Genomic DNA, 24,511 nt, shown 5'->3' on the forward strand with positions numbered 1-24,511 from the left:
TCGTCCAGTAAGTGGATTGCAACAAACCTTGCCGGGTTTGTAATTGTGACCATTTGACCGGGAACAGCGTAATATAACCAGGTAGGTGTGGGAAAGTGAAGGATTGCAAGATGCTGTCGGGGTTGTGGATATGAAAAGAAGTTTATATGAATACTGGCTGGGCTTGCTGGCTTTACTGGCGCTTTTAGCCGTTCTAGGCACGGCATTAAACTCCACATTGCCATTGGTTGTTGCTGCCGTTGTTATGCTGGCGGCGTTGATTACCTGGCAACCTTTACTCGGCCTGTGCATGGTGGCCTTTTATCTGCCCCAGGAAAATTTAGCCATGCTTTTTCCTTCGTTTACACTTATTAAGTTAATCGGTGGATTGACATTTTGGGGCTGGTTTACCCACCTGCTGACCGGCAAAAAGGTGTTTAAAATGAACAGAATGTTCGTTCCCTTGGTTCTTTACTTGATATGGTGTTTACTGTCGATTGTTTGGGCCATACAGCCGGGTCAAAGCTGGCCGAGGGTTATTTCTTTAGGTCAAATGCTGCTGATGTTTATTGCCGGCTATAATTTGGTGGACAGCAAGAAGGAATTACACCTGCTTTTGGGCAGCTACGTCCTGGGTGCGGTTTGGGCTGCAGGTCTGGGTATATATAACGGTTACCTGCATGCGTTTATGGTAAGAATTGATTCCGGCGGACTTCAAGACCCTAATTTTTATGCCAGAATCATCGGGCTGGGGGTGTTGTTTGGCGCGTATTTGGCATTTTCCTTTATAAACGCGGCAATCCGCCGGCTAAGCTTGATTTGCTGCGTCATCATAGTTGTTGCTGTGCTGTTATCAGGGTCCAGAGGTACATGGTTGGCTTTACTGGCGGCGCTGTCGGCCGGTATTGCGTTTGCTGGTCCCCGAATTGCCAGGCGCCCGGCCTTAAAGAGGCGCCTTTTAATAAGCCTTTTGGTAGTTATGGTGTCCGTTGCCCTGTTCGGCCCCCGGATTGTTGATCATCTCCCTTACGTTGTCGTTCAACGGGCGGAAACTTTAACCCATATAACGGATCAAACCAACCGGGCCGCCGGGAGATTTGATATTTGGCTGGTGGGTTTGGAAATCGCCAAAGATAATCTGGCCAAGGGCGTTGGTATAAATAATTTTCCTTGTGCTTTTACGGAATATTTCCCCGCCGCCGGAGGAATTGTCCGGCCGGTTGGGTTAAACAGGGACCCGCATAATGTTTATCTGGCCAATTTAACCGAACTGGGTGTCCCCGGATTGCTGTTATTTATGTTGCTATTGTGGGAGTTATGGCGGTCGGGGGATCGCACCGAAAACCGGGTGGATGCCGTCTTGTGCAAGCTGTTGGTTATTTTTTTAGCTACGGCTGGGTTGACCGGTACAGATCATTTTAGAAAATTTTTTTGGTTTGGCCTGCTGATCCCGTGTATTTTAGCCCAGTTCGGGGTTTTAAAAGGATTGTCCGGGGACCGGGATAAAAAAAAATTCTGTTTTTGGCGCCCACCTTTCCCAACCGGCACGACCAAAACTATGGAATTTTTGCTTTCCGCCTGGTTCAAAACCTCAAAGCGCTGGGAATGGACGTACATGTAGCGGCACCTGTCCCCTACGCCCCCGCGTTATTGTGGTTCAAAAAAAATGGAGAAGGCAGGGGCGGGTCCCGTGGACGGATTGTATTGAAGGAGTAACAATAACCTACCCCCGTTATTTTTGTTTACCGGGGCAAAAATTTTTGACTTGGAATATATTCTCAATGTTTTGGGGTGTTTATCCTGTTGTCAAAATTTTGCACAGCCGGGCCGGGTTTAAGCTTATCCATTCGTACGGTGTGTTATTATGAGGGACTTCCCAATGTTATCAAAGAAGCTATGTGTTGCGGCAAAGCGGTTGTGGCTGCTAAAACGGTGGGTATTGCGGAATTGGTCGTGGATGGCCGAACCGGGTTATTAGTGGAGCCGGGCCGGGTTGACGGGGCGGCGGCGGCACTGGAAAAACTGCTGGCAAATCCCGAACTGGGGCGGCAAATGGGTGGGCGGGCCAGGAGTTTGTTCAAGGCAAAAAGATTTGACTGGCGGCAAACCGCGCAAGCTTACCGGGAGGTGTACCGGCGGTTGACTGATAAGTCGCTGACTGTTTAGGAGTCGGAAATCTGGAGTCATAAGTCAGAGTAAGAGGATGGGTTATCATCTAAATGTATACAGACTTTTGAATTCTGAATACCTGCCCTGAAAATTGATTTTCATCACTGCTGATGCCGCATCAGCGGCAGGGATATCCGAATTAAAGTCAACCATGGTCATATTATCTACCCTTCTATATAAGCAAGGCATTAAACGCGTGCCGGGGGACTGATCCGGCGCGCGTTTCGATAAGCTTCCACCTATACCCTGGGGTGGATTTATTTACATACATAAATTGCCAGGAAGATATGAGAAAAATGTCGAAATTCAGTAGGGCATGCAAAATAAAGGAGGTCGCATAAAAAATGCCCAAAAAGTTGAGAATTTGTATCTTCCTGCTTTTTCTTTTGTCCATGTTTTTCAGCTCGGTTCCCCTTGCCCGGGCCGACAAGGTTGACGCAGCCGCTTTAAAGCAAATGTTTGACAGATATGGCGCTCCGGCCAGGTGGGACTCTTTAAAGGACACGGTTGACAGTCCCACCTTGGCCTGGTCGGAAACTTACATAATGAGATCGTACCTGCTCATGTACCAGGCTACCAAGGACAAACAATATATCGATGATTTTGTAGACCATGCTGACAGCGTTTTGGCTCGTAGGGATAATATGCGGGGAGTGACCGATTACCGCGGTCTCAGCCTGCCGGTTTGGCGGGACGGGAAATATACTGATTATAAAACTTACTATATTTATGCAGATGAAACGGGGTTGATAGCGACACCGCTGGCCCAATTTGCTGTCCTGATAAACAAAGATCCCAATCTGGCGGCGTACCGGGCCAAAGCAAATGAATATGTTCAGGCTGCCGAGGATGCTGTAAATGTGCTATTTATGAGCCAACTGCGCAATTCAGACGTTAATTTCACCTGGATTGAGGATGGCGATACCCTGCACTTGGACAGGCCAGTCAATAAAAATTTAGCTGTAGGCGGCGCTTTACTGGCTATTTATGAAGCGACGGGGGACAACTCTTATCTTTATCAGGGCATCAAGATGGCCAATTATTTCAAACAACATTTACTCACTAACAGTTTCTCCGGCGGTTATTATTGGAAGTATTACCCAGAAGACCCCAGGTTTACTAATACCATAGAGGATACCAATCATGCCAACGTTGCACTCCAGTTTATTGCCATGGCTTACGATAATGGCATTTTTAGCGCAGCTGAGATGCAGAAGTTTGCCAATACGGCTGCTAAAGTGCTGATTAAAAGCGATGGTACAATTGCCAACCGGCTTGACGGCAGCGGTACCATAGATCAACAAGGTCAGATTGCCAACTGGCTGGTTGTTTCGCCATGGTCGCCTTCCCTATTTGATGTAGCTTATAATATCATTAATAATAAATCGTCCTTAAATCCTCCTGAAATTCATGGGCTGGCTTATTTGAATTATGTATTGGCGCAAAAGGATGCTACTAATCAACCACCCGGTGGGGTTCCCAATCCCACTCCCGCACCGGTTAACGGAGGCAATTTAATTAATAACGGTGATTTTAGCGCAGGTAGTATGGGATGGGTGAATCGAAACAACACCGCGCAAATAAAGACGGAAAGCAATGGCAACAAGTACTTGACCAATACCTATAATTTTGCCTTTTACCAGGATATGCAATTAAAGCCTGCTACTTATCAAATCAATGCCAAGACCCGCAAGGGGACGGCGGTAAAAGGCGCCCGGATAGTGATAAGATTTTACTATCAGGATGGCAGCGATAATTTTAAGACCTTTACCTACACCAATAATGGCAGTGGTTGGGAGGCCATGCCCGGGATGACCCTGGTAGTGCCTTCCACGGCAGCGACTACCAGGATTTACCTTTCGGGGATGCCTGGCGACAGCGGTACCCAGGACTTTGATGATCTGGTTATTACACCAGTTAAATAATCACGACAGCCGGAGCATTTGCTTCGGACGGTGAAAATACGCTGATCACGCAAATATCCTTGTTGGTGGAACAACCGGCTTTAACCGAAGCGATGGCTTGACGCCTGCCGTAGTAACGTGATTCCCAGCCCCGGGGGGCCGGCTCTTCCGCCCCAATTGTAATTGAGCAATTACTTCCTGCGCGGGGTTTAAAGTTTTGGTCCAGGATAATTATATTTAAAGTGTAACTGCCGGACGGGGTGGTTTGATCCACCCGCCACCAGTGACGGTGTTTGACCATTGTGCAGGGCCACGGTCCCAGAAGCCAATGGATGGCGTAGCTGTGTCTGGCTGCTCCGGTTTGGGTTAAATAATCGATAATAACAAAGATACCATCAGTCAGTACCACTCTCCGGCGATGGACGACTTTGCCGGGCAGGCGGCAATAGCCGTAATGCTCACCTGCCACTTCCAGCTGGTTGGCGGTGTTTTTAATGACAACCCGGCCCGCCTTGACCAATTCCAGCCACTTAAAACGCCTGATCAGCAGCATTTGATTTTGCCCGTCCACCGTTATTGTATTGTGGGAAGAGGTGCCCATAAAATAGTGGTGGTAAGACATTTCATCATTATATAAATATGACCCGCCGTCCCGGGCTACATTGAGGCCCCGCCACCAGAGGTCCAAATGCAACTGGTCCGCCTGCCCGAAACGGTCGCGCAGCGATCCGCAGCGCAAAACGGCAAAATCGCCGGGGCCCTGCCGGATACAATACAGGCCGCTGACGGGGAAACAGGCGATATTTTGATAACGGTACTCTCCAACCGGTTTCATCAAGGCATTAATACCCCAGAACCATAGCAATTCTTCGTTCCAGGGGCCGTCGTTAAAACACCGCCTGGCGGTGGTCAAGTAAGACAGCGCATTTAATACGGGCCGGAAATCGCTGTAGTCACAGGAAGTCCAGGGACATAACAGGGCCCCGTCGTTACAACCCCAATTGGGCAGCCGTCCGTCTTGTTTATTCAGCATTGAGAGCAAGTAATTTAAAGATCTATGCAGCACCCGGTAAACTTCCTCATCGAACGGTTCCCCCAGGCATTCGCCGGACCTGCAAGCCCAGAGGTAGTAATGTAATGCCAAACGGTGATAATTATGTGAGGCTTGGCAGTAACCGCCGTCGCTGTAAAACTGGCGGAGGCAATCTTTTTCCAAAAGTTTTCGGCCTTTTCTTTTCCACTTGTCCGCACCCCGCATCCAGGGGAACAATGCTCCCAATAGATACAACAACAGTGCCTCGCCGATAAGGTGGTTGTTGTGGACCGCCAGCCGGGCATAATTGATATTTGTATAAACATGTTCTCCGTGCAAATATAATAACCTTAACAGGCGGTTAAAATCTTCTTCTTGAAAGCTTTCATCTTCAATAAATAAATATAGACCTGCTATCCAGCTCAGACCTCGCACAGCCAGCTCCTGCCCGCTGTGCCAATTTAGACCCGATCTGTACGGATTATCCCTTTCCCAGGTTTGCAGCTGGGCGGTCCAGTCTTTTAGCCAGCGGGAATCGCCCGTGCAGGCATAAGCCCTTGCCCACGTGTAGAGATGGGGAAAACGGTTGATTTCCCAGGTTAACTTACAATCGCCGCACTGTTTTTCATAAGTCATTACCTTCGACCAGTGTACATTTGACGGCCAGCTCACCCCCCGGACAGGATTCAAATGCCAGTTTACCGGGCTGCCGTAGTCGGCATACCAGTAGGAAAAGCACTTAATTAGTCCTCTTTCGGCCCGGCCGGCTTCCCGCAGAATATTTTCCCGGGAAAGCTGCGGGATTCTTTCTATGCCTGCAGCCAATTCCTTTGCCGGTGGGATAAAAAACGGCCTTTTTCCCCTGCGGAACTGTTGTATGTCCACAGCCTTTTCACCGAGGTAAGCAGTCCGGGGAACGTTCCGGCAGGATTTGACCGGCTGTAAATAACGCCTTGCACCGGAGCGGTTTAAAACTTCGTAGCCAATTCTAAAGCATGATTTTTTTAACCCCAGGCTGAATAATTCTTTGCTCAAGTTAATAAGTTTTATCATCCTGTTCACGAGCGGAAAGCTCCTGTGTCAACATCTCCCAAAGTTGCGCGTGCTCACTGGTCATAATATAGATTTCCTTGTCCAGAAGGCCGGTGTTGTATTGCCATTGTTTAAGCTCTTGGCCGGTAATGCTTAAAATACGTTTGACCGCCGCTTTTGAATCGGCTAGATCAAGGCACGTGCCCAACCCTAAAGCCTCTATGACCCTGCCGTCTTCCGTACCCGCTTGGGCCAACATCGGCTTGTTAAAATAACAAGACTCATAAAAACGATTGGTTCGTGCCCAGCACTGGTTTCCGGTTATATTGCCCCGGTAAGGGTAGCATGCCCAAACCAGATCCACCCGGCCATAAAGGTCCGGCAAATCATCGGGCGCCATATATGGTCCGCCATATGTAACGGCGGGTGATTGGACCACTTTTTCCAGGTCCCCCACCCCCAGGGGAAAGCCCCGTAAATAAACCTGCACGCGGCCGCTGCTTTGCAGCGCCGCCTCCATAAGTATGTCTAAGGAGCGCCGGCAGCGGATGACTCCAAAATAGCCGATCCGCAAAATTCCAGCGTTCTCTCCAATGGGGCAAGCCGGCGCTTTGGCTGTGACAACCGGATCAATTTTATTTTCAACCACTATATAACGAAAATCTTTGATCCCCTGTATTTCTTGATAATAGCCGGAGATATACCTTTCCGAGGTTACGACGGCGAATTTCGTGCGCCGCAGCAGAAACCGCTCCAACCAGCGCAGGCAGCGTGACAGCAATCCCTTTCCCAGGAGCACCTCCCGGATGTCCGCAACTTCGTAAACCGCTGTAAAAGGCTTGGCCGGACCTAGGCAAGCCAACCATCCCAGCAAAAGCATATCTAAACCGAAGGCGTAAATTACATCTGTTTTCTTTACTGCGGCGCGAACCTTAACAAAGGCTTTTAAAAAGGGTATCAGTCGTTTGTGATACTTGGAGTGCTCGATTGCGCTTAAAGATATGTATCCTTCGGGGAAGGGCTTGCCTTTGTAGTACTTCCGCTCAAAAGCAAGGACAACAGGCCGGGCCCCGAATTTTTTTAAGCCTGAAATTCTCTTGTGTGCTCTTGCATCCGAAACGACCGGTAGCAGAAAGGCTATTTTCATTTAAACCACTCAATCCTTGGTAGAAGAGTGAGAGGGAGCCGAATCAAGCTCCCTCATTATTCTTTATTTTCCGAAGCAATCGCCTCAATTATCCTGATATTGTCAAAACAATAGTAGCCTTTTTTATCCTTGCTCAACAGATAAATTCTTGCTTTGGCAGCGTTTTCGGGTACCGTGATCGATTGGTGTGGAATCTCCTCCCAGCCTTCACTTTGATTAGTGTAATTGATATTATAATATTTGTTTAATCGCTTGCCGTTAACATCGAGAAACGTAATAACGATTCTGGCCGGTCCTGTTGCTGTGCCCCTTTTGATGGTAGCTCCGATTTCATAGGTTTTATTCGCGAGCAAATTCAAATCTTGTTTAATTAACCAGTTATAATTATTAATAACGTAATGGTTGCCGTCGTCCTCTTTTTGAATGGCATTTTGATTGCCCCAACCAAGCGATCCTTGCTCAAAATTGCCGTTGACAATATATGATTTTGGTGCGCCATTGAGTCGCAACCCGGAAATTAACACGAAGCCCCAGCACAGATTTTTTCAGGGGCAACTATCTAGCCCGCATAAAAAAAGCCGGCATGTTTCCGGCGGTTGACGGCATTTGCAATTATTGATTAAAGACTATTTTTTCCGTAACATCCATATGGACATCGACATCGGCAGGGATTTCGTACATGATTCGATTGTTTTCCGAACGGATCAATTCGGGTGGTTGATCAAAAGAGTTGCCACTCAGGGTGATGTCGATTATTTTATGCCTGGCGGGGGCTTTCGTTACCTGCATTTCAACATCTCCAAATTTTATGATGTCACCAACTTTGGTTCCGGAAATAAACGCCTGCTCTGGTAAATCAGCTTGCGGTGACGGTTGTGGGTTGGCGGAGTAGTACGGGGTTGCCGGAACCGGTGTAGTTGCCGGCTTTTTAACCGGCTGGTTATCCGGAACAGCAGGATTTTCTTGCTGTTCCGCCACAATTGCATCAGATTCAATGTTTGTGCCGCTTTCTGTGGAGTGTACAATCTCTCCTTGCCAAATATAAACCCCGCATAATATCAATATTCCCAAGCAGGTTATGGAAACCATGAAAAATATGTCTTGTTTGGTCAGGTTAATGGACTTTCGCCTCCTTTCGTATCTTCTAAAGTTAGTGGCTCCTATTTATCACATTGTATTCAGTTGTTGAAAAAGTGTGCGTGCTCCCCGGGTATTTTCTGCAGTAGTCCCGGATAACGAAACCGGGCTGTTCCGCATATGTTAAAATCAGGAGTCGGCATAAGAGAATGGTTCATCGTCTCGTAATTTTCTGAATTCCGACTACCTGACACAACACAGGGTCGGGGTTATTTTCCTGTTCCTGACGGAGGTATGCATGATGAGAAAGGAAGTCCCCTTATCCATGCCCGATATAGGCGACCGGGAAAGGCATGCGGTAATGGCTGTGCTCAAAAGCCGGTGGCTCAGCTTGGGACCGGTAGTGTTCAATTTTGAAAAAAAAATGGCTGAATATGTTGGGGTTAAATATGCTGTGGCTGTCAATAGCGGTACATCGGGGCTGCATTTGGTGGTGCGGGGCCTGGGTTTATCACCCGGAGATGAAGTGATCACTACGCCTTTCAGCTTTGTGGCTTCAGCCAACTGCCTGCTGTTTGAGCGGGTGCGTCCCGTATTTGTCGACATTGACCCGTTGACATTAAACTTGGACTGCAACTGTCTTAAAGATAAAATTAACGGCAAAACAAGGGGCATTTTGCCAGTCCATGTTTTTGGTCACCCTGCGGATATGGTTTCTATTGTGGAAATTGCCTTGGAACATGGGCTTACAGTGATAGAAGACGCGTGTGAAGCAATCGGCTCGGAATATCACGGGAAAAAGGTGGGCAGCGAAAGCGCCGCAGCTGTATTTGCTTTTTACCCCAATAAACAGATTACTACGGGGGAAGGCGGGGTTATCCTGACGAATCGTGAAGACCTGGCCGGTTTATGCCGGAGCATGAGGAATCAGGGCCGTGATGAGGGATCCGGGTGGTACGACCACGGTCGTTTGGGTTATAACTATCGTATGGATGAAATGAGCGCGGCGCTGGGTTGCGCGCAACTTTCCAGGATAACGGAAATACTTGATAAAAGAGCTGTAATTGCCGCTAAATATGGCCATAAATTAAAACATCTAGATGGTGTTACCGTTCCTTATGTTGCGCCGGGAATTAAAATGAGCTGGTTTGTATACGTAGTGCGTCTTGCACCCGGGATCGACCGTGATGAGGTAATGCGGCGGCTTTCTCAGAAGGGTATCGGCTGCCGGGCTTATTTCCAACCCATACACCTGCAGCCTTTTTATCGTCAAATGTTCGGTTATAAACCGGGAGACTTTCCGGTGACGGAAGCCGTTGCAGCAAGCACGCTTGCTTTGCCTTTTCACAATAATTTAAGCGAAGAGGATATTGACTATGTTGTCGACAGCCTCGGCGATATTTTGGGGAGGTAAGCATTGAGACGGTTTATTATGCTGGCTTATCCTGCCTACGCCGTTGGATATAACCTGGTTATCAAAAAGTACCCCCGTGTTTTAAACTGGCACGGGGTTTTAAAATTGAATCGTTTTTGTTATTTAAAAGTATTAACTTAATTGCCATAAAATAGTAGCCAAACGGAAAATCATGTCATAATTTATAACAAGATCTAAATCCCCAAACAAATAATAAAAGGGAGGTCTTATTTATGGAGTACTATGTTGATGGTCTATTAAAGTGCAAGGAAGTTGGGAAACCCATTGTAGTGTTCCCCAACAGCATAGCGGGAGGGTCGTATGTGCCTGGTACACTGGTCAAAGTTTTTGACGGTGTGCTGATTCAGGTATCTGTGGGTACGGTAACTATTCAAGATGGAGCCTGGAAACCGGTAAATCCTTTTGTAGCAGGCGACCAGGTATTTATACCGATCAGATCCATAAAAGCGTTTGTTTAAACACGGGAGGAGGAAATACAATGAAAGATCTCTTAACTCGTGGAGTGGATGAAGCCAGAAACTCACAAATCCCGCGGGGGGAATCTGCCCTACGGGGAGAAACCGTTGATCGTGGATCAAAAAAATATTTTGCCAGGCCATCATTAACACGCGGTTATAGTGATGATTATTTTGAAGGTAAAAAGGAGGCAAATCATATGGACAAATATCCCTCTATCAATATTTTAACCCTTGCGGGTAAGTCTGTCGGATCACCCGTTGTAGTGTTCCCTGACAATATAGCGGGCGGGTCTTTTATCCCTGGTACAATAATAAGATTTATTGGCGATGCCATTGTGCAGATAAGTGTCGGTACTGTAGTTATCCAGGATGGCGCATGGAAGCCGATAGAACCTTTTGTGGCCGGCGACCAGGTGTTTGTTCCTATTAAAGCTATTGATACTTTCGTATAAATTTAACAATAACATCATAATTTTGTTGGAATAAAGCCAGTCCATAAGAAGCTTGATCTTTTCTGCAAAAATTGGATATTTTGACACATAATTTTGTGCCAATGAATATCTTAGATTAGTAGTTAAATTTCCTTGTTAAAAGGAAAAAAATAAAAGGGAGGAATCAAGTGTGGCCATTCAAAAGAGCGTCAGCGCCTCGAGCCTGGCAGAAGTTGTAGACAGGATTTTGGAAAAAGGTATAGTTATTGATGCTTTTGTCCGGGTAGCACTAGTTGGAATCGAATTGCTTGCTTTAGAGGCCAGGGTAGTTATTGCCAGCGTTGAAACCTGGTTGAAGTACGCTGAAGCAGTTGGGCTGACAGTGCATCATCATCATGAACGTGTGCCGCTTACTGCATAACTCTAATATTTGTGGTGGATTTGGGGCATACTCATTTAGTATGCCCCAAAAAAACATCTTTTAATTTTACTAATTGGGGGTATTAAATCATGGCAGCTGTTAACTATCTCCAATCCGTTGCTGAAAAAATGGTTAGTGCTTGCGAAGCGAGACAGAAAAATATGCATGATAGAAAAAAATACGTGGCTGATCTCCTGGGGCAAACATCCAAAAACCGGGCGGAAATGGCTCAAGATATGTGGAAGAGATTATATGAAGTCAGTCATAATCGCCAGGTTGAAGTGAATAAAATGTTAAGAGAATTAACTCAAATCAGAATGGAGTCATGGCAAAGCTGGGCGAAAGCTGTTCAGACCATGAACAAGATCCGCGCAGGAAAAATTTAAAGCCGATGGGGTGAAGTCTGTTTGAATATTATTGAAGTGGTGGCCATTGTAGAAAATTTTTTTAAAGATATCATCAAAAAACCCGGGGTTGTTATCGGTGTCGTTAGGGATTCAGATATCTACAAGGTGCAGATAGAAGTTCCCGAAGAAGTGGAATACATGCGCAGGCGGGCTAAAGATGACCTCTTAGCCATTTACGAGGTTGCTGTAGACAGCAATTTAGAAATTATCTCCTTTGAGAGAAAGCACCTGCGGGAAAGGACTTCTATCAACATCTGTGACGTTTAAGATAGGCTGGTCATCATAACTCAGTATGGATCATGCTGAGCATTTTTTTGGAAGAATACTGGCTTCTATGAGGTGCATTTATGAATATAGAACAATTATTACCAATGGAATTTGGAGAACAAGATTTTGTCAATACACCGTATCTTAACGATATAGCCCTGCGCGCGCTGACATACATTAAGGCGGGTTTCCCCGTTAATTTAAGCGGTCCGGCGGGGACGGGAAAAACAACCATGGCCTTATACCTGGCATTAAAAGTCGGCCGCCCGGTGGCGCTACTGCACGGCAATGACGGGCTGTCATCAACTAATTTAGTCGGGGGCAATTTCGGTTATAAAAAGAGAATGAAAATAGATAACTATATCCACTCAGTGCAAGATTTCGAGGAGTCATTACAATACCAATGGGTGGAAGGGATGCTTGGCATCGCCTGCCGTAATGGCATAACCCTCATATACGATGAATTTACCAGATCAAGGCCGGAAATAAACAACCTGCTGCTATCTATCGTGGAAGAAAAAGTATTAAGTTTGCCGGGCTGGCAGAAAGAAAAAAACTATATTAAGGTACACCCTGAATTCAGACTTATTTTTACCAGCAATCCTGAGGAATATGCCGGTGTCCACCGTGCTCAGATCGCTTTGATTGACCGAATGATTAACCTGGAAATGGATCGGTTTGACCGGGAAACTGAGATTGCTATTACTGCCCGAAAATCAGGCTTGCCGGAGGAAGAAGCCGCTTCCATAGTTGACTTGGTCCGTAACTTTCGGGAGAGTTGCAATTTTAATAATAACGTTTCGGTACGCAGCTCCATTCGCATTGCTCAAATTTTTAGCTTTACGCTGGAAGATGCTTCTTATGATGAGGAGTTTTTCGGAAAAATCGTCAATGATGTACTCATGTCTGAAATCAGGTATGGTGATTCTAAATCATACTTAAAGGCCCGGGAGATAATTAAAAAGTTACTTGTCAGCAAAGGATCCAAAGATGAATAAGAAAGATCATTCTAATGGTTTGGGATTTGGCGATATATTCAGGGGGTTGGGGGAACTGTTGGAAGTTTTACAGAAGATGGATGCCCGGGGCATTAATGAAATTAAAAAAACCGGGGAATTTGGTTCGTCTCAACCCAAAGGACTAAAGGGAGCCTACGGGTTGCGGGTAAGGATTGGTGAACTGGGCAAATCCACCGTCCAATCCTTTGGTAATTTGCGAGCAGATAAAGATACGGTTGAATTTAAAGAAGTCTGGGAGCCGATCCTGGATGTTTTTGATGAAGAAGATCATGTGTTGGTGGTTGCTGAACTGCCGGGTATTGAAGAAAACCAATTGCAGCTTGAAATTGTAGATGACTGCTTGCGCCTTGTGGCATCAGGCATCCGGAATTATAAAAAAAATGTGCCTTTGCCCTGTGCGGTGGAAGACAAAAATATAATTACAGTCTTTAAAAACGGTATTGTGGAAATTACTTTAAGGAAGAGGGATACACCTTATCTTTAGGGTGCATAAGGAAAGGGAACACATCTCCTCTTTGGGGTTCATGGCTTTTAGGTCGGAGGAATGTCCCCAATGAACTTGGGGTCGAAGGAATGTCCCAAAAAAAAGAAATAAACTGGCGGTAACTACTAGGAGTCAGGAGTCAGAAGTCAGGAGTAAGAATAAGATAACCGGCGAAAACATTCTGAATTCTGATTACTGAATTCTGAATACTTATTAATAACTGGCGATATGGGGGAGGTGAAACAAGGGGTAATGAATGACAGCATCTTATTTAAGGTTACAGAAGCATTAAACAAAGATATGGGTAGAGGTATTGCCAGAATCGACCCGGCCGATATGGAAGTTCTTGCTGTTAATGTTGGAGATGTTGTTATGGTGCGTGGAAAAAGGGAGTCGGCGGCCAGAGTACTGCCCACCCATGCGGACCGAAGGGGTGGGCAGTTGATCCAAATTGACGGCATTACCAGGGAGAATGCGGGCGTTGGACTGGGTGAGAGGGTTTCTGTCTACAAAATTGATGTCCAAACGGCCCGGCAGGTTGTTTTACGCCCCCTTTTCAGCCAGAGTTTGATCAATAAGGAATATCTTCAGTACAGCATACAAGGCCTGCCTGTGAAAAATGGGGACAAAATCAGAATTTCTCTACTGGGTCTTAAAAGTCAGGAATGGGTTGTTGTTAACACGGTACCGGACGGCGTTGTCATTTCGGGGAAAGATACCGGTGTGACAATTCAGACTGCTGGAAATTTTTCACAGGGCAGTAACATTGCGATACGTTATGAAGATATTGGGGGCTTACAAAAAGAACTGCAGCGGGTCAGAGAAATGATTGAACTGCCTTTAAAGTACCCAGTGCTGTTTGACCACCTGGGGATAGACCCCCCGCGGGGGGTACTGCTATGCGGGCCTCCGGGAACGGGTAAAACTTTAATTGCCAGGGCAGTGGCCAATGAAGCCAATGCATATTTTGTGCATGTCAACGGCCCGGAAATTATTAACAAATATTACGGGGAAAGTGAAGCCAAACTGCGTGAGATTTTTGAAGATGCCTCAAAGCATACGCCCAGCATTATTTTTTTAGATGAACTGGATGCCATTGCTCCCAAGCGGCAAAATGTAACCGGAGAGGTTGAAAAACGAGTAGTGGCCCAGCTGTTGGCGCTAATGGACGGGTTGCAAGACCGGGGCCGGATTATTATCATCGGGGCCACCAATATACCGGATGCGCTGGACAGTGCTCTGCGCAGGCCTGGCCGTTTTGACCGTGAAATAACTATAGGAGTGCCCGACTGGGCCGGCAGGTTGGAAATACTACAAATTCACTCGCGTGGTATGCCGCTGATCAGGGAAGTAAATCTGTATAAAATCACGGAGCTGACTAACGGTTTTGTCGGTGCTGATTTAAAAGCCCTGTGCCGGGAGGCGGCAATGCAGTCTTTGCGCAGGGTCATACCCGAATTAGATTACCAGTCTACAAATTTGTCAACTGACCTAATAAATAAGATATATGTAACTATGGAGGATTTTGAGTCGGCTTTAAAGGAAGTAGAGCCGTCTGTTACCAGGGAGTTGACTGTTGAAGTCCCACAAATTAAGTGGCACGACGTCGGTGGGCTGAAAAAAATTAAGCGGCAGCTGCAAGAAGCGGTTGAAGGGCCCATTAAGTTTGAAAAGATCTATAAAATGGCCAAAATTGATCTTCCAAGAGGAATACTGCTCCACGGTCCCCCTGGGACAGGGAAAACACTTTTGGCCAAAGCAATGGCCAATGAAATTAACGCCAATTTCATCTCGGTCAAAGGCCCGGCGTTGCTGTCAAAATGGGTTGGTGAATCAGAAAAAGCCTTGCGGGATATTTTCCGGAAAGCCAGGCAGGTAGCCCCCTGTATAATTTTTATCGACGAAATAGACGCACTGGTGCCTCACCGCGGTAAGGGCGACCAGATAACTGAAAGAATGTTAAGCCAATTGCTTACGGAAATGGATGGGTTGGAGGAATTACATCAAGTAGTGCTGTTGGCGGCTACCAATAGGATAGACATGATTGATCCTGCATTATTGCGTCCAGGCCGGTTTGATCTGATACTCCGCATGGATTTGCCAGTGCAAGAGGAAAGATATGAAATTTTAACCATACACTTGAAAGGGCTGCCCCTGGCCAAAGATATTGATACCCGTGCTCTAATTAGGGAAACAGAGGGGTTTTCCGGCGCTGAATTGCGAAATTTGTGCCAACGGGCGGCGATGCAGGCCGTACGGGAATATCTGGGACGTTTGGAAAAAGAAGTAACCAATGAAACTGAATTCAGAATCGGCAGCAGCCATTTCAGCCATGCGTTAATTGAGATTAAAAAACAAAGAGACGAAGTATTGGGAGGGGGAAGCTAGCTATTGACAGTCAAAAAGGGTTATTACCTGTATGCCATTTTTGCCGAAAAAGAGCCGCAGGAGTTTGACTGTACGGGGATAGGGGGGCAGGGGGACAAAGTTTATACCCTGCATTATCAAGACCTGGCAGTGGCCGTAAGCCGGGTGCTGGTTAAAGCATACGACCCCGTGCGGAAAAATGCCATGGCCCATCAAAAAGTTATCTCAACCATTTTCCAAAAATATGATGTGTTGCCTGTTAGTTTTGGCACATGCGCATATAGTTACGAGGAAGTAATGAGATTACTTGCCATGCTTTATGATCAGGCGTTAGTTGCCCTGGATAAAATAAAAAATAAAATTGAAGTAGGCTTAAAGGTTTTTTGGAAAAAAGATGCGTTGGCGAAGGAATTGGAGGCTTTAGATCCCGGGATAAAAGCATTTAAAGCGAAAGTTTCCAAAGAGGGCGACGGCGAGGTTGTTTACAGGCAGCTGCTTGAAATAGGCGAAAAGTTGGAGTCCCTGGCCAATGAAAGGCGTAATCATTATAAAAAGCTGCTCATCGATCCGCTGCAAAAGATTGCTGTTGATGTATGGATAAACGATAACATTAATAACGAAAAATTGGTTGTTAATGCCTCATTTCTGGTGGATAAAACCAGGGAGGAGGAGTTTGACCTGGCGGTAAATGATATTTATAAACGTTATTCCGATGGCCTGGAATTTAAATATACCGGTCCATGGCCCCCGTATAGCTTTGTAAATATTAAATTTTCCCCGTAAAGAGGTATTGTTATGCTGATCATAGATGATCTACTATTAGCACCTTTTAGAGGCCTGTTTTTTATTTTTAAAGAAATCCACAAGCGTGCAGAGGAAGAATTTTACGATGAAGAGCATATAATTAATCAAATGCGTTCTTTGCAAACGTCACTTCAGCTTGGTGACATTACAGAGGAAGAATATGACCGGGCGGAAGAAGATTTGGTTGAGCGGCTGCGCATTGCCAGGGAGAGAAATGCGGAACGGTCCGAGGAGGTATAGTGTGAAACAATTAAACCGGGAAGAAAAGGAGCTATTAAAAACAATATTCCTTGACCGCCTGAATAAAGAGGTCGCGCAAATTGGAGATTCCGCATGGAAACTGGCCGCTGCACGGTGCCAGCATTTTTTAACCAATGTTTTCACTGAACTGTTGCTGGAGCATTTCTTTGATTCCTTAATTCCTGAAAAAAATCAGGATAGCCCGGTGACAGACCATAAAAAAAAACTGTTGCAGGTGACCGGTTAATTGAATCTTTGTCTGAAAAAACCCAGCGGCAGGCTAAGAGCTTTATCTACCTGTACTGTATTGCACCGTTGGAAGCAGCCAATATTTTCAAGGATCAAATAGTGACGGGGTTGCCCGATGGAGGAAGTGTCAGAAGTATTGAATACGGCAACATCGCGGCAATAGTTAGTCCCGTACCGGTGGAAACATATTCCCAAAATGTTTTGAAAGAGCTGGTAAAAAACCTTGACTGGTTGGAAAGTCGGGTTACCAGGCACGAGGTCATTATCCAATACGTTGCCGGGCAATACCCGGTTATTCCTATGAAATTTTGTACTATCTTCCACACCCATGAGCGAGTAAAGCAACTACTGTCGCAAAAGGAAAGCGAATTTAACAATATGCTAACCAGCCTTAAAGGCAAGGAGGAGTGGGGATTAAAAATTTATTACAAACCCGCGCTTCTCAGCCGGCACGTGGAAAAAAACAGTACCCGAATACAGGAGGCAAAAGGGATGGCAGAAGCGAAGGGGGCCGGGACTGCATATTTTATAAGAAAGAAAATGGATGATTTGTTGGCTGAAGAAGTGGAAAACACTGCTGCCCTAATCGTAGAGCAAGTACATACCAAAGTTGAGCAATACGCTGAGGAAGCAAAACTAAACCGCCTTTTGGGCAGTGAAATAACGGGCCGGTTGGAGACAATGGCATTAAACGCCGTATATCTTGTAGAGCAGAGCATAATAAATGATTTTAAACAAAGGGTGGTAGATCTTAGCGAGCAATACGAAAATCAGGGGTTTGATTTTGTTCTTACCGGGCCCTGGCCTCCTTATAATTTTACTTCTTTTAGCGGCCTGGAAGGTGGCGGGGAAAATGAGCAATTTAACTGAAAAAAATGTAACCTTGCTGGAAATTTTAGATCACATTTTAGATAAAGGCGTGGTAATAAAAGGGGAAGTAATTATTTCCATCGCAGATGTGGACCTGATCTATCTTGGATTACAACTTGTGCTGGCATCGGTCGATAAGGTGTTGCCGGTTATACGGGATGAGTAATATGTTGTATTTGTACGGTATTATTGACACTGATCAGCCGTATTCTTTTATCGAGACTACCAGTGGCAGGAAGGTTTATAACCTGCCGGTAAACGGGCTGGGGATGATTGTATCACAGGCCGAAAGTAAAGATGCAGAGAAACGAGCCGGTAATATCCTGGCCCATAATGCTGTTATGGAACATATTATAGAGCATTTTACAGTGCTGCCTGTCAGTTTCGGCACTTTGATCTATGGTGAAAGCGGCGTGAAAGAGTTGTTTGACCGCTATGCCGGAGAGTTTGGACGGCAACTGCACAGATTGCGCGGTAAGTTGGAAATGGGGGTTAAAGTTATATGGAATATGAAGCAGGCCCAAATCGAGCTCCCGAACTCAGGTACATTGGAGGTATTAATGTGCCAAAAACTACATACCGGTTCCCCCGGTCACAAATACTTGCTCAGCAAGTACCGGAAAAGGGCACCGGAGATGCACTTGCGGCGGATAGCGAAACAGAATGCAGAACAAATACACAGCCCGCTGTCGGCAATAGCCGAAGAAGCATGTTGCTCCATCCTGCGTACGCCCTCCCTTATGTTGTCCGGTGCGTACCTGCTGCTCCGGTGCAACGTAAACGCGTTCCGGGAAGAATACTTACGCTTAAGGAAAAATTATCCAAATTATAATTTTTTATTGAGCGGTCCGTGGCCGCCCTATAACTTTGTCAAAATCAACTGTTCAGTGGGAAGTGATTAAATTGGTAACCGCTTTTGAATACGAACGGGAAATTGCTGAAGAATTGGCTGGCGAACTGGAAAAAACGTTGGTGGAATACCCTAAGAAAATAAAAGCGAATCCGGACAACGTGGAACAAGGATTAGCCAAGCTGGTATTAACTATTGTGGAATTAATCAGGCAACTGATGGAAAAGCAAGCTTTACGCCGCGTTGAGCGGGGTACTTTAACTGATGAAGAGATTGAAAAAGTGGGTCTGACCTTGATGAAATTGGAGGAAAAATTGGAAGAGTTAAAAATTGCCTTTGGTTTGGAAGGTGAGGAATTGAATATAGACTTAGGCCCCCTCGGCAATCTAATGTAACCGGAGGGATAAATGTGGAACACTCGACAAGAAGCACTAACCTGGCGGAAATACTTGAAAGGGTACTGGATAAAGGGCTTGTCATAGCGGGTGACATTAAAATATCACTGGCCGACGTTGAATTGCTGAGTATTAAAATTAGGTTACTGGTGGCTTCTGTGGATAAGGCCCGGGAAATCGGCATCAATTGGTGGGAAGATGACCCGGAGTTGAATATAAAAGCCAAGCGGCGGCTGGAAAGACAAAAACAGTTGGAGGAGCAGTCAGAGTTGAAGCATGAAATTACGATTAAGTAATAGCAAAGGTTAAAAGGAACCTTGAAAAAATTTTTTCGCCAAATAGAGCTGAACTCTAGTAGACCCAGATGGTATGCTAGACTTGGAAAGGAAGTTTGAACAAGTCATGAGCGATACTATCAGGGAATTTTCCGGCAGGACATTCAGTTCTGAAGAAATCGAATTAATAAAATGGACGAGGAAAACATATCCCAAATTGTCCAGGACAGAGCTAGCGAAAACAATATGTGAATTTATTGGGTGGACTACGCCTGCAGGCGTTGCAAAACGGTTACAATGTATGGCTTTTTTAGAGCAACTGGAAACCGAAGGGATACTACAACTTCCACCCAAAACAGAATCAAGAAAAAAAGGCAAAACAAAAAAGGAAACTGATTTAGATCAAGCAATAACATTTAAAGAAATACATGGTGAAGTCAGAGAATTTGAACCTATCCAACTGAGCATAGTACGACCTGGAAAAGAAATGGCCCGCTGGCGGGCATACATTAATCGTTACCACATGCTGAAATACAAGTCAGTATTCGGCTCACGGCTGCAATACTTTGTAAAAGCCGGGGACACCGAATTGGGCTGCCTACAATTTTCGGCATCATCCTGGGCGCTTGCAGAGCGAGACAAATGGATAGGCTGGACCATAGACGACCGTAAAGCACGCCTTAATTTGATAGTAAATAACAGCCGGTTTTTGATATTTCCATGGATTCATATAAAGAACCTGGCCAGCAAAACACTATCGCTCGTCGCCAAACAAATCCAGGATGACTGGCTACGGGAGTACTGCTATGCACCGGTGTTGATGGAGACCTTTGTAGACCTTGCCCATTTCAAAGGAACCTGTTACAAGGCTGCCAACTGGATATACCTTGGCGAAACCAAAGGACGGGGCCGGATGGACATAAACAAGAAATATGCCCTGTCCAAGAAAGCAATATTCATGTATCCGCTACAAAGGGATTTCAAAGCTTGTCTCAAAGGAGAGAAACCGTACAAGGTGGTGCTCCCCGAATGAGCAAGCCCAAGGTAATATACAAAGAGCGGAAGAAGAAACCAGCTTTACCCAACCGCAAAAGTAAAGCTCAAACATCACCGGAAGAATTGGCTATGCGACAAGACACTGCACAAAGAGCAGCGATAGTTTACCGTCAGATGTTGCCGGGACTACTTGTAAAACTTAATCGGATTGAAGATCCAAGGAACCCGAAAAAAGTGAAACACAAAATGACGGTACTAATGGCCCATGGGATACTTCTTTATGTATTTCAGATCGGCTCAAGGCGGGAAGCCAATAGAACAATGAGCAACCCAATATTTTTTGAGAACCTAAATAGCATATTTCCCGAATTAAAGACTCTGCCACATGCAGACACACTTGCCAGACTGCTGGAATAAATTAATGTATCTGAAATACAGGAATGCATGATAGAACTGATAAAAGATCTGATTCGCAGGAAGAAATTTAAAAACTATCTGATCCGTAAGCACTACCTGATTGCCATTGACGGGACCCAGAAGTTCTACAGAGATTACCAATGGGATGAGAAATGCTTGAAAAGGCACGTGGGAGGAGAAGCTCATATTCCGCAATTTTATGTATATGTGCTGGAATCGGTGCTGATTTTGGATAACGGCATTACACTGCCGTTAATGAGCATATTTTTAAAGAATCAGGATTACATCGAAGGCGTAACAAAACAGGATTGTGAGCAAAGGGCTTTCCGGCGGATGGCGGAGAAACTGAAGAAAATCTTTCCCCGTACCCGCATAGCGGTAGTGGTGGACGGCTTATATGCGTGCGGCCCTATCATCCGCACCTGCCGAACCAATAGCTGGGATTATATGATTGTGCTGAAGGAAGATTGTTTGAAGGATGTTTGGCACGAAGCAACAGGACTGATACGTATTGACCCTGAGAACAGCCTGGAAGTGATATGGGGAGACCGCAAGCATGTTTATAAATGGGCCAACGATATTGAATATGAATATGGGAAAAATGGCCGTAACAAAGAAATCTTGAACGTGGTGATTTGTCAGGAAACCTGGTGGGAAAACCATAGTAGAAGCACAAAAACCATTGAAGAGAAGAATACACGGTATGCCTGGTTATCCTCAAAGCGAATCAACGCAAAGAATGTGTTTGAGCGTTGTACAAAAATGGGCCGTTACCGTTGGAAAATAGAAAATAATATTTTGACCGAAAAACACCAGGGGTATAAATACGAGCACTGTTATTCTTATACTTGGAATGCAATGGAAGGATTCCATTATTTAATGAAAATAGGCCGGCTATTGAATGTAATGGCGCTAAACAGTGAACTTTTGGTAAATAAAGTCAAGGAGCTTGGGGTACGTGGTTTCATTAGCTATCTAAAGCTTGTATGTAATGGAAGTCCTCTTAATAAAGCGGAGATACAAAAGGTATGTGAAGCTAAGTGGCTATGGACACTAAACCTTGTAGCATAAAGTGAATGGATTAAATGAGATTGAACATTAGAACCATTGGAGATGGTTTATTTGTTATGCCATAATTTAGTAATGTACTGTTCGTTTATGAACTTCCATAATTATAGGACGTAAGAAATATTCATACAAATGGCTTCATGGCTAAATTTAAAGGAAAATTTGGTAGTGTAAAATCTTTGGTAGTGTAAAATCTTTGGTAGTGTAAAATCTTTTGTGTAAATGGTTATGTTGCCAAAGATTATTATGAATCGTAAACATGTCCAATTGGTAATACTATACAATGGTGCAGGTGGCTGTTCTCCCTTGAGGAGGATTCCAGTCCTTAACCGGCATGGTCCGTTTCTTAGATGCTTCAACAGTAGCAAGGTAAATTATCTTTCTTAAAGCATCATCAGAGGGATATGCTGTTTTAGTTTTAGTTACCTTTCTTAGTTGCCGGTGATATGTCTATGGTATGTCCATTTTCTAACCTGTGCCGGTAGGTTGTTCTAATGCTGAAGCATTAATTTCGGCCTGGCAACTCGTTGACATTCTGCAAACCTTATAAGCACACAAAATCTCATCAATGCTAACTCCATAAATTAGACCTAACTTTTCAGCTATATCTAAGAAGATACGTCTCTTACCATTTTCTAGTAATGATAAATAGCTCTTTGAAATACCAACTATCTCTGCAATTGCTGCCAAATGCCTGTCACCGCGCAATTCAGCCAGAGTCATAAATTTAATCACCACCTTTAAGTTTGCAACTTGTCAACCTCTTATTCTTATTATAGTTTGCCATATGTAAACAGTCAAGCATATTACGAGACTAAATTGACATTTTGCAAACCAAAATTGTGTTTACCATATGTAAACCAATATAATATTTTAGAGGTGTACTATGAGTAATTTTGCTAAAAGATTAAAAGAATTAAGACTCGAAAAAGAAATTTCACAGGAAGATTTCGGTAAAATTTTTAATTTAAGCAAATCTACTATTTCTTTGTACGAGTCAGGGAAAAGAGAACCAGATTACATAACTTTACAGGTATTTTCAGAATACTTTGATTGTAGCACAGACTATCTTTTAGGCAATTCCGATTCGCGCGAAACTGCTGAACAGCTCATTGAAAAGGCTATATCTGATGACCCGAAAGTTGTAACTCTTTTTAACGAACTAAAACGTCGAGATGACTTACAGCTTTTATTTAAACAAGTTAAGGAGCTTTCCCCAAAAGCAATAAAAAGAATAATCAAGTATATTAAAATAGTTGAGGATGAAGAAGCAAAGGAAGATTAACCCGCTGCCGAAGTGGATAAGGCAACGGGTTATATATTTTCGACAAATTATTACAATAAGTCCGGAGGTAATTATGGACAAGCATTTCAGGGACCGGATTATTAGACGTTTATTTGTGATGCAATACCTGTCAATGAAGCCATGATGGCTTTTGGAATATATTCTCATACAGTTCAACTTCCTGGATCTGTAGCTGCCTTTGTTTATTACTCAAAAAAAGGCCGCTATCATATCTTTGTTAGTAGCGATCTTTCTCCAGAATCTCAGCGAGAGGTTTTTTTGCATGAACTCTACCATGTTATAAAGGACATGCCAAGAAAAGGATATATATTAGGAATTGACATGTATAGGGAGCAAATGTAAAAAAATGCAGATATTTTTGCAATGGAAATTGCAGCTGGGTATGCTGTGAAATATAGAGAGTAACCATTTTGGCTGGTTTAAAAAATGTAATAGGTAAAGAATGAAAACTGTATTTATGACTTTTTTTAAAGTTGTGGGAGGAACAGATGACTAATGATTGGTGGGTAAGGCCTACTTCTTTAAGGGAATTTAATGCTGATATAGATTACATTTTATTCTTAGACGAAAATGGACACGCAGATCATATAAAAAATATGAAAGAGAATGCTTTAAATAGCTATTGTAATGACAGAAATTCAATCTATTTTACCGTAACTGGTTGCGCAATTAACCGTAACGATTTTCCGGTAATTAGACAGTCTTTGATTGATTTAAAAAACAGTTATTGGCCTCCAAATGGTGAATACAATTATAAAGGTAGAATGCGAAAAGTTTGTTTTCGCTCTAGAAATATTAGAAGAAAAGACTCGCCTTTTTCAAGCAAAGAAATAGATAGAGAAAATTTTCTCAATGACTTAAGTAACTTTATAAGCGACAGCCGTTTTACAATATTTTCAACAACCGTTAACATGGAAGAACTTTTAAAATACTCCACACCTAGGCACCCATATAACTTATGTATGGATTTTATATTTGAACGTTTTGGAAAATATTTTTTAAAAAGAACTCATGCTACTGGGGTAGTTGTATTAGAAGCAAGAGGCAAAAAAGAAGACGCCTCACTGCTACTACATTGTTCAAGAATTTTAAAACACGGGACATCTTACGCCTCTTCATCAGATTTGAATCTCATCAAAGGCGTATATTTTAATAATAAATGGTCAATTAAACAGTGGAATTTTAAGAAAAGTTACTTTGGATTAGAACTTGCTGATTTAGTCTCATACCCGATTCACAAATATATTCGGAACGGTTCACGAGATTTAGCATTCTCCACTATAGAACCAAAATTTTATGGATATCCAAATTATTTTGGTAAAGGCTTAAAAGTTTTCCCCTAAATATAAAAACCGCCCACTAACTGTGGACGGCCAGCCGCTCAACACGACCCCTAATTGCTTATTAATAG

32 protein-coding genes are annotated in these 24,511 nt (G+C 44.3%); 27 read left to right on the forward strand and 5 right to left on the reverse strand.

All coding sequences use genetic code 11. The features are described from left to right. The first annotated feature begins 130 nt into the window (after positions 1-130). The 3 genes from H569_RS0109235 (at position 131) to H569_RS0109250 (ending at position 4,073) form a co-directional block, all read left to right on the forward strand. Positions 131-1,600 carry an O-antigen ligase family protein gene (locus H569_RS0109235; protein ID WP_157833496.1) on the forward strand — a complete coding sequence of 490 codons (1,470 nt, stop codon included), beginning with the start codon at positions 131-133 and terminating at the stop codon, positions 1,598-1,600. 182 nt (positions 1,601-1,782) lie between these two features. Next, on the forward strand, positions 1,783-2,145 hold the full coding sequence (locus H569_RS0109240; protein WP_027364773.1) for a glycosyltransferase: 363 nt from the start codon (positions 1,783-1,785) through the stop codon (positions 2,143-2,145). 347 nt (positions 2,146-2,492) lie between these two features. Beyond that, positions 2,493-4,073: a carbohydrate binding domain-containing protein gene (locus H569_RS0109250; protein ID WP_027364774.1), complete on the forward strand. Its 1,581-nt coding sequence runs from the start codon at positions 2,493-2,495 to the stop codon at positions 4,071-4,073. Here the strand turns inward: H569_RS0109250 and H569_RS0109255 are convergent. The 4 genes from H569_RS0109255 to H569_RS0109270 form a co-directional block, all read right to left on the reverse strand. Beyond that, positions 4,066-6,138 (reverse strand): alginate lyase family protein, encoded by a 2,073-nt coding sequence (locus tag H569_RS0109255; RefSeq protein WP_238492515.1) that lies wholly within the window; start codon positions 6,136-6,138, stop codon positions 4,066-4,068. The two genes, H569_RS0109250 and H569_RS0109255, sit on opposite strands and share 8 nt — an antisense overlap. After that, positions 6,122-7,264 (reverse strand): glycosyltransferase family protein, encoded by a 1,143-nt coding sequence (locus tag H569_RS0109260; RefSeq protein ID WP_027364776.1) that lies wholly within the window; start codon positions 7,262-7,264, stop codon positions 6,122-6,124. The genes H569_RS0109255 and H569_RS0109260 overlap by 17 nt, the downstream gene beginning before the upstream one ends. A gap of 56 nt (positions 7,265-7,320) precedes the next feature. Continuing rightward, complete coding sequence (locus tag H569_RS0109265) at positions 7,321-7,788, reverse strand: hypothetical protein (protein WP_027364777.1); 468 nt, start codon at positions 7,786-7,788, stop codon at positions 7,321-7,323. Between the two features lie 88 nt (positions 7,789-7,876). After that, on the reverse strand, positions 7,877-8,326 hold the full coding sequence (locus H569_RS0109270) for a hypothetical protein (RefSeq protein ID WP_169726462.1): 450 nt from the start codon (positions 8,324-8,326) through the stop codon (positions 7,877-7,879). Positions 8,327-8,639: 313 nt separating this feature from the next. Here H569_RS0109270 and H569_RS0109275 point away from each other — a divergent pair, with 313 nt between their 5' ends. From H569_RS0109275 to H569_RS19865, 21 genes are all read left to right on the forward strand, one after another. Next, positions 8,640-9,755 (forward strand): DegT/DnrJ/EryC1/StrS family aminotransferase, encoded by a 1,116-nt coding sequence (locus H569_RS0109275; RefSeq protein WP_027364779.1) that lies wholly within the window; start codon positions 8,640-8,642, stop codon positions 9,753-9,755. Between the two features lie 3 nt (positions 9,756-9,758). Continuing rightward, positions 9,759-9,896, forward strand: a complete 138-nt coding sequence (locus H569_RS22495; protein ID WP_157833498.1) for a hypothetical protein — start codon at positions 9,759-9,761, stop codon at positions 9,894-9,896. Between the two features lie 92 nt (positions 9,897-9,988). Beyond that, positions 9,989-10,234, forward strand: a complete 246-nt coding sequence (locus H569_RS0109285) for a hypothetical protein (RefSeq protein ID WP_027364780.1) — start codon at positions 9,989-9,991, stop codon at positions 10,232-10,234. 20 nt (positions 10,235-10,254) lie between these two features. Next, on the forward strand, positions 10,255-10,686 hold the full coding sequence (locus tag H569_RS0109290) for a hypothetical protein (RefSeq protein WP_027364781.1): 432 nt from the start codon (positions 10,255-10,257) through the stop codon (positions 10,684-10,686). Between the two features lie 175 nt (positions 10,687-10,861). After that, positions 10,862-11,086, forward strand: a complete 225-nt coding sequence (gene gvpA / locus H569_RS19850; protein WP_207637540.1) for a gas vesicle structural protein GvpA — start codon at positions 10,862-10,864, stop codon at positions 11,084-11,086. Positions 11,087-11,175: 89 nt separating this feature from the next. Then, positions 11,176-11,472 carry a hypothetical protein gene (locus tag H569_RS0109300; RefSeq protein WP_027364782.1) on the forward strand — a complete coding sequence of 99 codons (297 nt, stop codon included), beginning with the start codon at positions 11,176-11,178 and terminating at the stop codon, positions 11,470-11,472. Positions 11,473-11,493: 21 nt separating this feature from the next. Beyond that, entirely contained in the window at positions 11,494-11,760 is a 267-nt protein-coding gene (locus tag H569_RS0109305; RefSeq protein WP_027364783.1) for a gas vesicle protein GvpO, read from the forward strand. Positions 11,761-11,840: 80 nt separating this feature from the next. Continuing rightward, a complete protein-coding gene (gene gvpN / locus H569_RS19855; protein ID WP_051273518.1) occupies positions 11,841-12,758 on the forward strand; it encodes a gas vesicle protein GvpN in 918 nt (305 codons plus the stop codon). Beyond that, positions 12,751-13,263, forward strand: a complete 513-nt coding sequence (locus H569_RS0109315) for an Hsp20/alpha crystallin family protein (protein WP_027364784.1) — start codon at positions 12,751-12,753, stop codon at positions 13,261-13,263. Before gvpN ends, H569_RS0109315 begins: the two co-directional genes overlap by 8 nt. Before the next feature lie 252 nt (positions 13,264-13,515). Next, positions 13,516-15,651: a CDC48 family AAA ATPase gene (locus H569_RS0109320; RefSeq protein WP_027364785.1), complete on the forward strand. Its 2,136-nt coding sequence runs from the start codon at positions 13,516-13,518 to the stop codon at positions 15,649-15,651. A gap of 3 nt (positions 15,652-15,654) precedes the next feature. Then, on the forward strand, positions 15,655-16,413 hold the full coding sequence (locus tag H569_RS0109325; RefSeq protein ID WP_027364786.1) for a GvpL/GvpF family gas vesicle protein: 759 nt from the start codon (positions 15,655-15,657) through the stop codon (positions 16,411-16,413). 12 nt (positions 16,414-16,425) lie between these two features. Further along, positions 16,426-16,674, forward strand: coding sequence for a gas vesicle protein GvpG (locus tag H569_RS0109330; RefSeq protein WP_027364787.1), 249 nt, complete (start codon positions 16,426-16,428; stop codon positions 16,672-16,674). Between the two features lies 1 nt (position 16,675). Then, a complete protein-coding gene (locus H569_RS0109335) occupies positions 16,676-16,921 on the forward strand; it encodes a hypothetical protein (RefSeq protein WP_027364788.1) in 246 nt (81 codons plus the stop codon). Positions 16,922-16,929: 8 nt separating this feature from the next. Continuing rightward, positions 16,930-17,793 carry a GvpL/GvpF family gas vesicle protein gene (locus H569_RS0109340; protein WP_027364789.1) on the forward strand — a complete coding sequence of 288 codons (864 nt, stop codon included), beginning with the start codon at positions 16,930-16,932 and terminating at the stop codon, positions 17,791-17,793. After that, positions 17,777-17,959 carry a gas vesicle protein gene (locus H569_RS0109345; protein ID WP_027364790.1) on the forward strand — a complete coding sequence of 61 codons (183 nt, stop codon included), beginning with the start codon at positions 17,777-17,779 and terminating at the stop codon, positions 17,957-17,959. Before H569_RS0109340 ends, H569_RS0109345 begins: the two co-directional genes overlap by 17 nt. Further along, positions 17,952-18,695: a GvpL/GvpF family gas vesicle protein gene (locus H569_RS0109350; RefSeq protein WP_081410945.1), complete on the forward strand. Its 744-nt coding sequence runs from the start codon at positions 17,952-17,954 to the stop codon at positions 18,693-18,695. Before H569_RS0109345 ends, H569_RS0109350 begins: the two co-directional genes overlap by 8 nt. A 1-nt stretch (position 18,696) precedes the next feature. Beyond that, positions 18,697-19,038, forward strand: a complete 342-nt coding sequence (locus tag H569_RS0109355; RefSeq protein WP_081410946.1) for a gas vesicle protein K — start codon at positions 18,697-18,699, stop codon at positions 19,036-19,038. A gap of 14 nt (positions 19,039-19,052) precedes the next feature. Continuing rightward, on the forward strand, positions 19,053-19,334 hold the full coding sequence (locus H569_RS0109360; protein WP_027364793.1) for a gas vesicle protein: 282 nt from the start codon (positions 19,053-19,055) through the stop codon (positions 19,332-19,334). Between the two features lie 82 nt (positions 19,335-19,416). Further along, on the forward strand, positions 19,417-20,346 hold the full coding sequence (locus tag H569_RS0109365) for a DUF4338 domain-containing protein (RefSeq protein ID WP_157833499.1): 930 nt from the start codon (positions 19,417-19,419) through the stop codon (positions 20,344-20,346). After that, positions 20,343-20,726, forward strand: a complete 384-nt coding sequence (locus tag H569_RS19860; protein WP_034630119.1) for a transposase family protein — start codon at positions 20,343-20,345, stop codon at positions 20,724-20,726. Before H569_RS0109365 ends, H569_RS19860 begins: the two co-directional genes overlap by 4 nt. Positions 20,727-20,753: 27 nt before the next feature. Next, complete coding sequence (locus tag H569_RS19865; protein ID WP_034630122.1) at positions 20,754-21,797, forward strand: hypothetical protein; 1,044 nt, start codon at positions 20,754-20,756, stop codon at positions 21,795-21,797. Positions 21,798-22,262: 465 nt separating this feature from the next. Here H569_RS19865 and H569_RS19870 read toward each other — a convergent pair whose 3' ends face one another. After that, entirely contained in the window at positions 22,263-22,517 is a 255-nt protein-coding gene (locus tag H569_RS19870) for a helix-turn-helix transcriptional regulator (RefSeq protein ID WP_034630125.1), read from the reverse strand. Between the two features lie 163 nt (positions 22,518-22,680). Here H569_RS19870 and H569_RS0109380 point away from each other — a divergent pair, with 163 nt between their 5' ends. The 3 genes from H569_RS0109380 (at position 22,681) to H569_RS0109385 (ending at position 24,443) form a co-directional block, all read left to right on the forward strand. Next, complete coding sequence (locus H569_RS0109380; protein WP_027364795.1) at positions 22,681-23,079, forward strand: helix-turn-helix domain-containing protein; 399 nt, start codon at positions 22,681-22,683, stop codon at positions 23,077-23,079. Between the two features lie 144 nt (positions 23,080-23,223). Further along, positions 23,224-23,442: an ImmA/IrrE family metallo-endopeptidase gene (locus tag H569_RS23605; RefSeq protein WP_157833500.1), complete on the forward strand. Its 219-nt coding sequence runs from the start codon at positions 23,224-23,226 to the stop codon at positions 23,440-23,442. Between the two features lie 146 nt (positions 23,443-23,588). After that, positions 23,589-24,443: a DUF3800 domain-containing protein gene (locus tag H569_RS0109385; protein WP_027364796.1), complete on the forward strand. Its 855-nt coding sequence runs from the start codon at positions 23,589-23,591 to the stop codon at positions 24,441-24,443. Positions 24,444-24,511: the final 68 nt, after the last annotated feature.

Source organism: Desulfotruncus alcoholivorax DSM 16058 (genome assembly GCF_000430885.1).
GTDB classification, from domain to species: Bacteria; Bacillota; Desulfotomaculia; order Desulfotomaculales; family Desulfallaceae; genus Desulfotruncus; species Desulfotruncus alcoholivorax.